Below are 14,130 nucleotides of genomic sequence, written 5' to 3'. Positions count from 1 at the left end.
CGCAAGTCCGGGACCGCCAGACGGGGCAGCAGACCATCGCAAACAAAGGCAGGATAGCCCGCCGCGCCGGACCCGTTCCGGCGCGGCATCGCCGTGGACCGCGTGCAAAACCGGCAGGGATCCGCGCTTTTTGCGCGGGTTCTTGCTATTTGCTTGCCAGAATCCCGCAGTCAAAATAGCGATGGGAACAAACCTTGGCACAGGGCATTTCCCTTGCTCATCAATGCTGTCCCGCTGACCGAACGGAGTTCCAACTTGCGCCTTCGCAGTCCCGCCGCCCTTTGTGCCGCAGCCCTTGCCCTGACGCTTGGCCAGCCGCTTCTGCCCGCCAATCTCCTCGCCGCCATGGCGCAGGACGCCACAACCACCGCCGATGCCTTCCAGCCCACGCTGGGTCAGGCGCAGGATTTCAGCTTCGACACGCTGGCCGCCAGCGCGCGCGAACTGGCGGCGAAACCCTTTGTCGCCCCCGTCGTCGAACAGCCCGAAGTGCTGGACAAGATCGACTATGACGCGCATTGGAAGATCGTCTTCCGCCCCGAAACCACCGTGAAGGTGGGCGACGTGCCGGTGCAGTTCTTCCATCTGGGCACCTATTTCCGCAATCCCGTCAAGATCAGCACCGTCGAGGATGGCAAGGCGCGCGAGATCACCTATGACGCCCGCTTCTTCGACATGCCCGCCGACAGCCCGGCCAAGCAACTGACCAAGGGCACGGGCTTTGCGGGCTTCCGCCTGATGGACGAAGACCTGAAAACCGACTGGATCAGCTTTCTGGGCGCGTCCTATTTCCGCACCTCGGGACCGCAGGGCCAATATGGCATGTCGGCCCGCGGCCTTGCGCTGAATTCCGGCATGTCCGAGCCAGAGGAATTCCCGCTGTTCAAGGAATTCTACATCGAAAAGCCCACCGATGGCAGCGCCGATGTCACCATCTATGCGCTGATGGACAGCCCCTCGGTCTCGGGCGCCTACCGCATGGACATCACCAAGGGCACGCCGGGTCAGGGCCAGAAGATGGCGATTTCGTCGAAGCTGTTCTTCCGCAACTCGGTCGAACGGCTGGGCGTCGCGCCGCTGACCTCGATGTATTGGTATTCCGAAACCAACCGCGTTCTGGCCTTCGACTGGCGCCCGGAAGTGCATGACGCCGACGGGCTGATGATGGTGATGGGCAATGGCGAACAGATCTGGCGTCCGCTGATGAACCCGCCGCGCGTCGTCACCTCCAGCTTTGCCACGGAAAACCCGCAGGGCTTCGGCCTGATCCAGCGCGACCGCCGGTTCGAGAATTACGAAGATGACGGCGTGTTCTATGACAAGCGCGCCTCGGTCTGGATCGCGCCCAAGGGCGATTGGGGCAAGGGTCAGATCCAGCTGATCGAGATCCCGACCGATGATGAGATCTATGACAATATCGTCTCGTTCTGGAACCCGGAGGAAAAGCCGCAACCGGGACAAGAGCTTGATTTCAATTACGACCTGACCTGGATGGCCGATGCCCCCGTGCCGCAGCCGCTGGCCAAGACCGTCGCCACCCGCATCGGCGCGGGCGGCGTGCCGGGCCAGCCGCGTCCCTTCGGTCACCTGAAGGTCGCCATCGACTTCGACGGCGACGCGATCGGCAAGCTGGGCCAGCAGGACGGCGTGACGCCGCAGGTCACCGTGCCCGAGCGCGTCCAGATCGTGCAGTCCTATGCCCTGCCCGTGGTCGGCACCTCGCGCTGGCGGCTGATCTTCGACATTGCCGCCGAAGGGGTCGAGACGGCGGATATCCGCGCCTATCTGGCGGCCAAGGACGGCACGCCGCTGACCGAAACCTGGCTGGGACAGGTGCACCCGACGCAGTTCGACCGCATCCGTCCGGGCTATGATCCCGACAAGCCCGCGACCGAACAGGAAGCCGCCTCGGCCACACCCTGATCCTTTTGCGATCCTCTCTGCCGCCGCCGTTCAGATCTCCTGCGCGGCGGCGGTCTGCGTTTCACGCCGCGACCGCAGCAGCGTATAGACCCCGCTGCCGACGATGACCGCGCTGCCCAGCAGCGTCAGCAGGTCGGGCCGCTCGCCAAAGACCAGAGCGGCAAGGATCAGCGCAAAGACCAGCCGCGTATAGCGAAAGGGCGTGACGACCGCGACCTCGCCCAGCCGCATGGCCGAGGTCAGCGCGTAATACGCCCCCGTCCCCACGACCGAGGCCGTGGCGATCAGCCCCAGCGCGGCGGCGGGCGGCACCCCTGCCCCGCCGGTCACCGCCAGCATGATCGCGCCCGCAGGCACCAGCGCCAGAAAGCCGTAAACCCCCAGCACCATGTTCGACAGCGATTTCGGCGCGCCCCGCGTCGCCAGATCGCGCAGCGCAAATCCCAGCATCCCCAGCAGCGCCGCGACCGAGCCCCAGCCCAGATCGACGCCGGGCCGCAACACGATCAGCACGCCTGCAAAGCCGATGGCAATCGCGCTCCAGCGCCGCCAGCCCACACGCTCGCCGAAAAACAGCGCAGCGCCCGCGACGACGACCAAAGGCGTCGCCTGCAGCAGCGCCGAGACCGTGGACAACGGCGCCAGCGCCAGCGCCAGCACGAAAAACAGCCGCCCGACGATCTCGGCCAGCGACTTGGCGCCCACCACCGGATGCAGCAGATCGCGGTTCAGCAGACGGTCGCCGCGCGACTTGGCCAGAGCCGCGAACCAGACCGTGCCCAAGGCGCCAAAGATCATCAGGATCAGCCCGACCGGAACATCGCGCGCGGCGGATTTCAGCAGCATGTCCTCGACCGCGAAACCGGCCATGGCGGCGACCATCATCGCCGCCCCCTTCAGATTGGCATTCATGGGGCACCTCCTACCTTCCGCGCCTACCCTGCCGGACCGGGATTGCCAATGGGGCGCGGTCGTGACACAAGCCCGGCTTGGCGGTGGCATCATCCTTGGCGCGATTCTTGCGCCTTTCCCCCCCCTTGTCCAATTCCATGATCCAAACAAACAGGCATTCCGATGCGTGATCCGTTGTTCCGCATGGCCCTTGTGCTGGGCCTTCTTTCCGCCGTCGGTCCCTTTGCGATGGACATGTATCTGCCCGCGCTGCCGCAGGTGGCCGCCGACCTTGCCACATCCGAGGCAGGCGCGGCGCTGACCCTGACCGCCTATTTCATCGTCTTCGGCGTGGCACAGATGATCTATGGCCCCATGGCCGACGCCATCGGGCGCAAGAAGCCGCTGATGATCGGGCTTGGCATCTTCACGCTGGCCACCATCGCCGCGGCCTTCGCGCCCAGCATCGGCTGGCTGATCGCCGCCCGCGCGGTGCAGGGCCTGGGTGCGGCGGCGCTGATGGCCGTGCCGCGCGCGGTGATCCGCGACGTGGCCAGCGGCCCGGCGGCGGCCCGCGTCATGGCCACCATCATGATCGTCATCGCCGTCTCGCCGATGCTCGCGCCACTCTCGGGCTCGATCATCATGGCCTGGGGCGGCTGGCGCGAGATCTTCGCCGTTCTGGCCTGCGCCGCGCTGATCAGCTTCCTGCTGATCGTCTTTGCCCTGCCCGAGACGCTGGCCCCCGAACACCGCCGGCCCGTGCGCGCCCGCGTGATGGCCGCAGGCGCCCGCCGCCTGCTGGGCGACCGCCGCTTCATGGGGCTGACGATGATCGGCGGCTTCGGCATGGCCAGCTTCTTCGTGTTCATCGCCTCGGCCAGCTTCGTCTATACCCGGCAATACGGGCTGACGCCGACGCAGTTCTCGCTGGCCTTCGCGGCCAATGCGATCGGCTTCTTCTCGGCCTCGCAACTGGCCGCGCGCATGGCCGAAAGGTTCGGGATGGAGCGGGTGATCTCGGTCGCCATCACCGGCTTTGCGGCCGCGACCATCGCGCTGACGCTGGTGGTGTGGTCGGGACTTGATGCCTTGCCCGTGGTGATGATCGGGCTGTTTCTGGGCAATGCCTGCCTTGGGCTGGTGATGCCCACGGCCATGGTCATGTCGCTGGACCCGCATCCCGACATCGCGGGGCTGGCCTCGTCGCTGGGCGGCACGTTCCAGATGCTGACCGGCGGCGTGATGATCGGCGTCACCAGCCTCTTCATGAACAACACCGCGCAAACCATGGTCGCGGGCATCGCGCTGTGCGCCATCCTGTCATGGTGCGCCGCCGCGCTGTCGCTGCCCCGCCTGCGTCTGCGCTGACATAAGTTAAGATCGCGGCGGAACCCTGCCCGCCGCGATCCCGTTTCTGTCCCGCCTTCCCCTTACGCGGTGACACATGCAAGATTTCCAGTTCCGCCCCGGCAAGAATTGCTGGCGCATCGAAAAAGCCAGCTGCTTTTCCTTCATCATCGACGGTCAGGCCTATTTCCGCGCCCTGCGGGAATCGCTGCTGAAGGCGGAACGCATGGCGCTGATGGTGGGCTGGGATTTCGATTTTGAAATCGACATGCTGCCGGGGGAAAGCGATGCCGATGGCCAGGCGCCGGACGGCTTTCCGAACAAGGTCGGGCCGTTTCTGGACGCGCTGGCCGAACGCCGCCCCGGTCTGGACATCTATCTGCTGAAATGGAGCGGCGGCGCCCTGATCGCCCCCGGCGGCATCCTGCCCGCCGCCCGCGTCAAGTTCATGTCCCCCGCCCAGATCCATCTGGCCTTTGACGGCCGCCACCCGATCGGCGCCTGCCACCACCAGAAAGTCGTGGTCATCGACGATTCGCTGGCCTTCTGCGGCGGCATCGACGTGACGGACGGCCGCTGGGACACGCCCGAACACGACCCTGAAAACGACCTCCGCCGCCTGAAATCGGGACAGATCGCCCAGCCGTGGCACGACGCCTCGGCGGTGATTTCCGGCCCCGCGGCGGCGGCGCTCAGCGAGTTGGTGCGCGACCGCTGGGAACGCGCCAATGACGCGCCGGTGGACGAGGATTTCCGGCCCGGCGCGGATCTGTGGCCCGACAGCATCCGCCCCATGCTCGCCAATGTCGATCTGGCCATCGCCCGGACCGAGCCGCCGACGACCGACGCCCCCCCTGTGGCCGAGATCGAGCAGCTCTATCTGGACAGCATCGACACCGCCCGCGACGTGATCTATCTGGAATCGCAATATTTCTGCTGCGACAGTATCACCCGCGCCATCAAGCGCCGCCTGATCGAAGCCGACGGCCCCGAGGTCGTCATCATCCAGCCCGATGCTGCGCAGAAAATGATCGAGGATCAGGCCATGCACATCACCCGCTCGCGCATGGTGCGCGATCTGCGGGCGCATGACTATCATGGCCGTTTCCGCATCTTCTACCCGGTCGATGCGGCGGGCCAAGGCATCTATGTCCATGCCAAGATCAGCATCATCGACGACACGCTGCTGCGGGTCGGCTCGTCGAATATCGACCGCCGTTCGATGGGGTTCGATACCGAATGCGACGTGGCGCTGGCGGGCACGAAAGGCGCCAGCCGCCGCATGATCGCCGCCATGCGCGACCGGCTTCTGGCCGAACATCTGGACACCACGCCCGAAGCCGTCGCCGCTGCGGTCAAGGCGCATGGCAGCCTGATCTCGGCCATCGAGGCGCTGAACCCGCGCACGGGCCGGGCGCTGCGCGAACTGCCCTTGCGGCGCGAAAGCTTTCTGGGCCGCGTGCTGGCCGATACCCGCTTCTTCGATCCGCGTTACCGCGCCAGCGCCAAGGCGCGGGTCGGCGTCACCTCGCGCCATCTGATGATCGGCGCGGGGCTTCTGGCCGGGGGCGCGCTGATCTGGCGTCAGTTCAGACGGAAAGACCGCCCGGGCAAAGACTAGGGGGAAATCACTTTAATCCGCAGAATCCGCCCGTTGATGCGGCGCACTGCGGTGGTCATCCGTTCCGACAGATGCGTCTGCACGTAACTCGCGTGAAACGCGGCTGGTCTGCCTGCTGGCCGCTTTTTCGATCCGCGCTTCCGCGCCAGCGCCAAGGCGCGGGTCGGCGTCACTTCGCGCCATCTGATGATCAGCGCGGGGCTTCTGGCCGGTGGCGCGCTGATCTGGCGTCAATTCAGACGGAAAAACCGCCCCGGCAAAGACTAAGGGGAAATCACTTTAATCCGCAGAATCTGCCCGTTGATGCGGCGCACTGCGGTGGTCATCCGTTCCGACAGATGCGTCTGCACGTAACTTGCGTGAAACCGGCTGGGCGCCAGCAGCGTCAGACAGCCATCGGCCTGCCCCGCCTCGCGCAGGGCCGCAAACCAGCCGTCATGCAGCGCCCGGTCCTCCTCGGCCAGCCGCAGGCAGGCTTCGGCCCACAGGCCGTCTTGCGGGGCACTGACGGCGCGGTGCAGCGGCACGACGTTATCGGCCGGCAGATCCGCCGCGCGCCCGGCCAGCCGGTCCACCAGATCCGGACCGACATTGGCCCATTCCGCCTTGGTGTCCAGCAGCACCCGCTCAAGGTTCAGACCCAGAACCGAGACCCGGCCCCGCGCGCCGTGCTGCTTGATCTCCAGCCAGCCCATCGCCCGCAGCTTTGCCATGTCGCGCTTGACCGTGCGCTCATCGACGCACCACAGCCGCGCCATTTCGCGCTGACCGACCGTCAATTCGTTGCGCTGCCAGTTATAGCGGCTGGTGATCAGCGCCATCAGCCGCAGCACCAGCTTCTGGCGATGCTTGTCGCCCGCCAGGGCATGGGCCATCATGGCCGACAGAATATCATATTTCTTTGCCGCGGCATCACGCCCCACGGCACGGATCACCTGCATGACTGCCCCTGCCCCGGCTTTGCCGGATGCTGCTTCGATTTGTGCCGGTTGCGACCCCGGATGCCTCTGGTGACGGCTTGGCGATCTGCGCCGCCCAACGCTTTTCGTCACCTTGTCGCTATTTGCGTCCTGATTTCCGATTCTGTCAAGCACTTCACCATCCGACCCGGCAATCCGCCCCAAAACCATTTGAAAAATAGGTATCATTGGTAATGCGGGACATGCAGGATGTCACCAAATAGCGGTGAAATGTCCCCCATTCCTGCCGCAACGCCGATCCACCTGTCCCCCATTTCTAAGCCGGATTCAGTGCCAAAGCGATTCGGCCCGGACGATGGGGATCGCGCAAAAGGGCCAGAAAACGCTGGGTTACGCGAAACTTCTCATTCATTGAAATCGGCTTTTGCCAAAAAGGCAAATCCGGCGTAAAAGCGGAACATAAGAAAATTTGCGTCCGAACATACAGGCAAAGACATGTATACGCATGAAGACCTCGCCAAGCTGCAAGCACAGTCACTGAAGATGCAGGGCTGGATCCGTCGGCAGACCTTCAGCCCCGCCAATGAAAAGACCCTGCGCCGCTTCTCAAGCTGGGAGGTGGCCGAGCTGATCTTCCGCATGAACCAGTCGACCTTCCGCGGCAAGCTGGCCGCCGAGCCAAACCTTCCCCTCGGGGAAGTCGAAGAGGATGGCCGCCAGCGCTGGTTCTCGCTCGAAGAGGTGAATGAGCTGCGCCGCCGCATCAAGGTCAACCGCAAGACGCTGATGCCGCCCCGCCCCGAGGGCAAGCGCGCCTTTCGCGCGGCCATTGCCAACTTCAAGGGCGGTGCGGGCAAATCGACCGTGGCGCTGCACTTCGCCCATGCCGCCGCGCTGGACGGCTACCGGGTGCTGGTGGTCGATTTCGACCCGCAGGCCACGCTGAGCCATTCGATGGGCCTGACCGATGTCGGTGAGGATCACACCGTCTGGGGCATCATGGCCCGCGATCTGGAGCGGGAAACCGACCGGATGAACGCCGCCATCTCGGGCGCGGAATCGGGGACCGCCCTGCCCCGGCGCAAGCTGCCCGCCTCGATCCGCGACATGGGTCTGGGCACTCTGCGGCCTGCCGACTTCATCAAGCCCACCGCATGGCCCACGATCGACATCGTGCCCAGCTGCGCCAACGCCGCCTTTGTCGAGTTCGCCAGCGCTCAGTACCGGCATCTGAACCCGGAATGGACCTTCTTCGGCGCGGTGTCGCGCTTTTTGGACAGCCTTGCCGACGATGCCTATGACCTGATCCTGTTCGATTGCCCGCCGGCCATCGGTTACCAGTCGATGAACGCGGTCTTTGCCGCCGACATGCTGTATATCCCCTCGGGGCCCGGCTATTGGGAATACGACTCTACCACCAGCTTCATCGGCCAGCTGTCCGAGGCGCTGGAGGATCTGTCGCATGGCTTTGAAAACTTCCCCACGGGGAAGATCCGCCTGCCCAAGGCCTTTGCCGATATCCGCTTCCTGATGACGCGCTATGAGCCCTCGAATGAGCTGCATCAGGCGATGTTCGGCGCGTTCCGGCAGGTCTTTGGCGACCGTCTGGCCGAGCATCCGATCGAACTGACCCGCGCCGTCGAGCAGTCGGGCCGCTTCCTGTCCTCGATCTATGAGATCGACTACCGCGAGATGACGCGCGGCACATGGCGGCGTGCGCGCGCGACCTTCGATCAGGCCTATGAGGAGTTCCGCAACCATGCCATTGCCGCATGGATGACGCTGGAGGATGAGGCATGACCCGCAAGCGCCGCATGTTCGATATCGAGATGCCGGACGAGCCGGCGGCCGGTCCCGCTGCCGGAACCTTCCCCGCGGGGAAGGGTGACGCGCAGCCCGAACCCGCCCGCGACCAGCGCCGCGGGCCGATGGCCACCGCCATCAGCGAGACCGCCGAGTCGAGCCGCGAGCGCGCCCGGCTGGAGGCCGAGATCCGGGCCGAGAATGATGCGCTGGCGCAGGAGCACGTGCGGCTGAAGCGCGCCGGTCTGATCACCGATCTGATCGCGCTGGACGCCATCGACACGCAGAAACTGATCCGCGACCGCAAGCCCGGCGCGGATTATGAGCTGGCCGAACTGGTCGCCTCGATCCGCGAGATCGGGCTGTCGAACCCGATCCGGGTCGAGCCTGCGGGCGAGGGGCGCTATGAGCTGATCCAGGGCTGGCGCAGGCTGTCGGCCTATCGCGCGCTGCTGGAGGAGACGGGCGATGCCGAGGCATGGGGGCGCATCCCGGCAGGCATCGCGGCGCGGGGCGACGAACTGGAGCAGCTTTACCGTCGCATGGTCGATGAGAACCTTGTGCGCAAGGATATCTCATTCGCCGAGATGGCCCAGCTGGCGCTGCATTACGCAATGGACCCGATGACCGAGGAGAACGACCCCGAAAAGGCCGTGGCCATCCTGTTCAAGTCGGCGGGCTATCAGAAGCGCAGCTATATCCGCAGCTTCATCCGGCTGGTCGAAGGGCTGGGCGAGACGTTGCTTTATGCCGCCGAGGTGCCGCGGGCGCTGGGGCTGGCGCTGTCCTCGAAACTGGATGAGGTGCCGGGGCTGGCGGCGGCGATCCGGGCCGAGCTGAAGGACTGGGACACCCGCAGCATCAAGGACGAACTGGACGTGCTGCGGCGCTTCGTGGGGCAGGGGGCGGATGAGGTTCTGGCCCCCGAGACGCCCGCCGCCAAGCCCGCGCCGCTTCCCGCGGGGAAGGCGCGGACGACGTTCCAGATCCAGCGCCCGCAGGGCAGCGCCAAATGCACCGCCGCGAATGGCCGGCTGGAGATCCGGCTGGCGCGGGATTTCTCGGCGCTGGACCGTCGCCGGCTGGAGGCTGCTGTCCGGCAGATGCTGGACAATCTGGAGTGAACCTTCCCCATGGGGAAGGTTGGCCTTATCCGCACTATGGTCTTATGGTGCGGATAAGGCGGTTGGGTTTTGGATCGTTTGGGGACGGTTGTGTGGGGCGGCTTCCGGCATTGCCTTGGTGATGTGTTGCTTGTGGGTATAGGGAGATTTTTCGCTTAACGTATTGTAATTAATATAAATTTATGATCTGGGATGTTCATGATGAAGGCCACTGTGTGGCGGCGACGCTGCGTGGCCTGTGCTGAGACCGTGCCGGGTTGGCGGCGAGGCCATTGCGTCTGTGGCCATATTTATGCGGTGATCTTTGCCTTTCATCCCGCGGGTCGCCTTGGCAGCCCCGATGAGCGAGGCTGACAAGAATGCCAAGCTGCACGCGGGTGCGACGCCTTGGGACGCGGTTTGCTGAAATGTCGTGGTTCTGGTTGAAACCATTCTCGCCGAGTTGCGAGGCTTGGCGCCGTGCCATGTGGCTTTTATTTTGGAATATCAGCCATCGCTTTGGCGTCGATCTTCGCGCGGGAATGTTCAAAGCGCCCGGTGTTCGCAGAATTGCCGGCCCTGATACCAGCGGGGACATCAAAGAACGCCCAGCTGCCTGCGACCGCGATGCCTTGGGACGCGGTTTGCTGGAGATTGGGCGGTTCTTGCTGAGACCCCTTGCGCGGCGGTGTGAAACCTGGCGTTGCCCCTTTAGGCATCTTTAACGGGGCCAAAGGCCGTTGCTTCGGCGGTGATATCTGCGCGGCGTATCGGGTGCGGGCGGTCTTGGCGGCCCCGGTATCAGCAAAGGCCGATCATGAACCTCCTGCGCACGCGGGCGTGGTGTCGTGGCGCGCGGTTTGCGGCGATGGGGCAGGGGCGCTTATCCCTTGTCACGCGCAACTGCCGCCCGCAAAGATCGCGGGCTTGCCGATCGTGACCTTGCGCGGCGGGCGCGCTAGAGTTTCCGGCATGGAGATGACGAATCTGCTTTCCGACCCGTCCCTGTCCGGGGATGCGCCCGCCGCGCCGCTGCCGGGGCCGGGGGATTGGCTTGCGGCGCAGGCGGCAGAGGCCGGGGCTTTGGCGCGGGCATGTGCGGCCATCGGGCGGCTGGACGGCACGCTGGCCGCGCTGCCCGAGCACCAGCGCGCGGGTGCGGTGCGGCGGCTGGCGCTGATCGAACTGGAGGCGATGCTTTGGGCGCAGGGCACGCCGCTGCGCCGCGAGGATATCGGGCGCGACGCGATGGAGGGCCGCGTCGGCGCAGATCTTGAGGCGATGCGGCTGGCGCGCTGGGGGCTGCGGCGGCTGGAAGGGCAGGGGGGGCTGGCCGATCTGCGCGGCTTTCTGGGGCTTTACCGGCAGGACGGCCCGGCGCTGGCCGAGCCTTTGGCGCTGCGCCCGGTGGGCGAGGCCTTCGATCAGGCTGCGGACGAGTTTCTGGGCATGGCAGGCGCGCTTGCGGGCATCGAGCCCGCCGCGCGTGCCCCCGCGCTGCGCGCGGCATGGCGCATCGCCGATCTGTCCGCCCCCGAATGTCTGGTCGAGCCTGCCTGCTGGACCGCCCGCGACATGGCGACCGGCTGCGAGGCCCTGCGCTTCGTGCCGCTGGGGCGCCATGGCCGTGGCGTCTGGATCGACGGCGGCCCGGCGCGCGGGCGGGTGGCGCGCCAGCTGGCGGCGGCGGAAGCCGGGGCCGTCGAGGCGCGGCGCGAATTGCTGCGCGTGATCCACTGGGCCGCGCGCGCCCTCCAGGCCGTGGCCCCGATCAAGGGCGAGAACGCCGCCCGCGTCGTCGAGGCGCTGGCCGCCCATCCGCTGATGAGCACCGCCATGGTCGAAGAGGCCACCGGCACCAGCCGCGACACTGCCGAGCGGCTGCTGGCCCGGATGCAGGCCATGGGTCTGATCCGCGAGATCACCGGCGCGCGGCGTTTTCGGCTGTGGACGGCGGGCGGTTGAGCGGCCTATGACGGCAGCCGGGTCTGGTCGGGCGGGGTCTGCTTAGACCGGGGCAGGGAAGGCCGGGTTCGGGAAAGGCGCAGGATGCGGCAGGACGGAAAAGCGGGAACGCTGTGCGGGGCGATCGACCTTGGCGGCACCAAGATCGAGGCGCGGCTGTTCGATGCCGCCATGGTCTCGGTCGATCTGCGCCGCGTGCCGACGCCGCGCACGGATTTCGCCGCCTTCATGGTGGCGCTGGTGGATCAGGTCCGCTGGCTTGAGGCGCGGGCGGGGGACGCGCATCTGCCGGTCGCCCTTTCGATTGCCGGGATGATCGAGCCTGCGACGGGGATCGCCACCGCCTCGAACATCCCGGTGACCGGGCGCCATCTGGGGGCGGAACTGACGGCGGCGCTGGGGCGGGATCTGCCGATGGTCAATGATTGCACCGCCTTCGCCTGGTCCGAGGCGCATGGCGGCGCGGGCGAGGGCGCTCGCTCGGTCATGGGGCTGGTCATGGGCACGGGTGTCGGTGCGGGCATTGTCGTCGATGGCCGCGTGCCGCCGCGCCATGCCGGGATCTCGGTCGAGATCGGGCATCTGGGGATGCCTGCGCGGGCGCTGGCCCGGCACGGGCTGCCGATGTGGCGCTGCGGCTGCGGGCGGGACGGCTGTCATGAGAATTACGTCTCGGGGACGGGGCTGCGGCGCATTGCGGAATGGGCCGGGCTGGCCGAGACCGATCCCCAACGCGTGGCGGCGCTGGCGGGGGCGGATGCGCAGGCGGCGCGGGTCATGGAGATCTGGGCCGATCTGGCCGGCGAGATGCTGTATGCCGCGCAGCTGATGCTGGATCCCGAGGTGATCGTGCTGGGGGGCGGGCTGTCGAACATCGCCTGCCTGCCCGAGCGGCTGTCGGCAGCCTTGCAGCGGCTGCGGCTGGGCGATGCGCGGCTGCCCGCGATCCGGCGGGCGCTGCATGGCGACAGCTCGGGCGCGCGGGGGGCGGCGCTGATGGCGCGGATGGGGCAGACATGCTGATCGCGGCGGACCGGATCTGGACCGGGGGCGCGCTGGCGCAGGGGATGGCGGTGCAGCTGGACGCCAGCGGGGCGGGCATCGCCGCGCTGCGGCCTTTGGGCGCGGATACGCCCGATCTGCGCGTCGCGCTGCTGATGCCGGGCTGCACCGATCTGCAGGTGAATGGCGGCGGCGGGGTGCTGTTCAACGCCGATCCGACGCCTGCGGGGCTTCGGGCGATTGCCGAGGCGCATCTGCGGCTGGGCACGGCGGCGATCCTGCCCACCGTCATCACCGACGCCCCCGAGGTGCTGGAGGCCGCGGCCGAGGCGGTCATCGCCGGCGACGCGCCGGGCATTGCGGGCATTCACATCGAGGGGCCGCATATCGCCCCCGAACGCCGTGGCACGCATGAGGCGCGTTTCATCCGGCCGCTGGACGCGCGCACGATGGCGGTGCTGGCGCGGCTGCGGGGCGCGCGGGTGCCGGTCCTGCTGACGCTGGCGCCCGAGCTGGCCGATCCGGCGCTGCTGCGGCAGGCGGCGGGGCTTGGGGTGGTGATCTCGGCCGGGCACAGCATGGCGGATGCGGCACAGACCCGCGCGGCGCTGGCGGGCGGCGTGACGATGTTCACCCATCTTTACAACGCCATGCCGCAGATGACCTCGCGGGCACCGGGCATTGTCGCGGCGGCGATCCTGTCGGATGCGTGGTGCGGCATGATCGCCGACGGCATCCATGTCGCGCCCGAGATGCTGGCGCTGGCCATGGCGGCGCGTCCGGTAGAGGAGCGCTGCTTTCTGATCTCGGACGCGATGCCGTCGGTGGGGGGGGCCGCGCAGTTTTCGTTGTATGGCATGCAGATCCGCGTTCAGGACGGCGCGCTGGTCAATCCGCAAGGCGCGCTGGCCGGGGCGCATGTCGATCTGCTGGAAAGCATGCGGCGGCTGATGGCGATGACCGGCACGCCGCTGGCGCGTGCCATCGCCATGGTCACCGACCTGCCGCGCCGCGCCATGCGCCTGCCACCGCTGGAGATCGCGCCGGGCATGGCCACGCGCGATCTGCTGGCGCTCGACGAGGCACAGGCAATCGTGCGGTGGTGATGCGTCGGCGGGCTTGCGGGCCGGGTCTATCGGGATGGGCTGCTGCTGACGGGGCGGGTCATCTGTGCGTTCGGGGTGCTGCGGGCAATCGCGTGCTGGTCCGGTGTTCGGCGGGTCGCCGCCCCCCGACGCGCTGGGGTTGCGACCGGGGCAGGGGCTTTGCCAAAGCAAGGTGATGCCTGTCGCTTCGGACCACGGAATACTGGGGCCATGGCACGGTTGCGGCTTGCGTGATGCGGGATCTTTTGGGGCGATTGTCTGGAACTTGCGGTGCTGGCGGGCATGTGTCGCCGGAGGGTGGCGCGTCGGCAGGGCCCTTGTGTTGAAATGCCGTGCGCTGACCAATGCGCTGCGTCTGTATGCAGCCGGTATGCGGTCTGGCGCGCCTCGTCCTTTGGCGGCAGATGGTCTGCGACCAGCGACCAGCGACCAGCGACCAGCGACCA

Annotated in this window: 10 protein-coding genes; 8 read left to right on the top strand and 2 right to left on the bottom strand. The window is 67.0% G+C overall.

Annotated features, from left to right (window positions below; translation table 11 throughout):
* Positions 1–255: 255 nt before the first annotated feature.
* Positions 256–1,923, top strand: a complete 1,668-nt coding sequence (locus tag GL284_RS07925; RefSeq protein WP_230382971.1) for an OpgD/OpgG family glucan biosynthesis protein — start codon at positions 256–258, stop codon at positions 1,921–1,923.
* A gap of 30 nt (positions 1,924–1,953) precedes the next feature.
* Here the strand turns inward: GL284_RS07925 and GL284_RS07920 are convergent, their stop codons facing one another.
* Positions 1,954–2,835, bottom strand: a complete 882-nt coding sequence (locus GL284_RS07920) for a DMT family transporter (RefSeq protein ID WP_155044066.1) — start codon at positions 2,833–2,835, stop codon at positions 1,954–1,956.
* A 162-nt stretch (positions 2,836–2,997) separates the two neighbouring features.
* Here GL284_RS07920 and GL284_RS07915 point away from each other — a divergent pair, with 162 nt between their 5' ends.
* A complete protein-coding gene (locus GL284_RS07915; protein WP_155044065.1) occupies positions 2,998–4,185 on the top strand; it encodes a multidrug effflux MFS transporter in 1,188 nt (395 codons plus the stop codon).
* Between the two features lie 76 nt (positions 4,186–4,261).
* Positions 4,262–5,785, top strand: coding sequence for a phospholipase D-like domain-containing protein (locus GL284_RS07910; protein ID WP_155044064.1), 1,524 nt, complete (start codon positions 4,262–4,264; stop codon positions 5,783–5,785).
* Between the two features lie 263 nt (positions 5,786–6,048).
* Here GL284_RS07910 and GL284_RS07905 read toward each other — a convergent pair whose 3' ends face one another.
* The gene (locus GL284_RS07905) at positions 6,049–6,726 is read right to left on the bottom strand and encodes a hypothetical protein (protein ID WP_155044063.1); all 678 of its coding nucleotides are present in this window, start codon (positions 6,724–6,726) and stop codon (positions 6,049–6,051) included.
* A 474-nt stretch (positions 6,727–7,200) separates the two neighbouring features.
* On the opposite strand from GL284_RS07905, the gene GL284_RS07900 reads away from it, so the two are divergent.
* The 5 genes from GL284_RS07900 (at position 7,201) to GL284_RS07880 (ending at position 13,684) form a co-directional block, all read left to right on the top strand.
* The gene (locus GL284_RS07900) at positions 7,201–8,505 is read left to right on the top strand and encodes an AAA family ATPase (RefSeq protein WP_155044062.1); all 1,305 of its coding nucleotides are present in this window, start codon (positions 7,201–7,203) and stop codon (positions 8,503–8,505) included.
* Positions 8,502–9,632, top strand: coding sequence for a ParB/RepB/Spo0J family partition protein (locus tag GL284_RS07895; protein ID WP_155044061.1), 1,131 nt, complete (start codon positions 8,502–8,504; stop codon positions 9,630–9,632). Before GL284_RS07900 ends, GL284_RS07895 begins: the two co-directional genes overlap by 4 nt.
* 957 nt (positions 9,633–10,589) lie before the next feature.
* Positions 10,590–11,576: a helix-turn-helix domain-containing protein gene (locus tag GL284_RS07890; RefSeq protein WP_155044060.1), complete on the top strand. Its 987-nt coding sequence runs from the start codon at positions 10,590–10,592 to the stop codon at positions 11,574–11,576.
* An 84-nt stretch (positions 11,577–11,660) separates the two neighbouring features.
* A complete protein-coding gene (locus GL284_RS07885; RefSeq protein ID WP_155044059.1) occupies positions 11,661–12,599 on the top strand; it encodes an ROK family protein in 939 nt (312 codons plus the stop codon).
* Positions 12,593–13,684: an N-acetylglucosamine-6-phosphate deacetylase gene (locus GL284_RS07880; RefSeq protein ID WP_155044058.1), complete on the top strand. Its 1,092-nt coding sequence runs from the start codon at positions 12,593–12,595 to the stop codon at positions 13,682–13,684. Before GL284_RS07885 ends, GL284_RS07880 begins: the two co-directional genes overlap by 7 nt.
* Positions 13,685–14,130: the final 446 nt, after the last annotated feature.

It is taken from the genome of Paracoccus shanxieyensis, assembly GCF_009711265.1.
Taxonomy (GTDB): domain Bacteria; phylum Pseudomonadota; class Alphaproteobacteria; order Rhodobacterales; family Rhodobacteraceae; genus Paracoccus; species Paracoccus shanxieyensis.
This window is presented reverse-complemented; position numbering and strand designations above follow the sequence as displayed.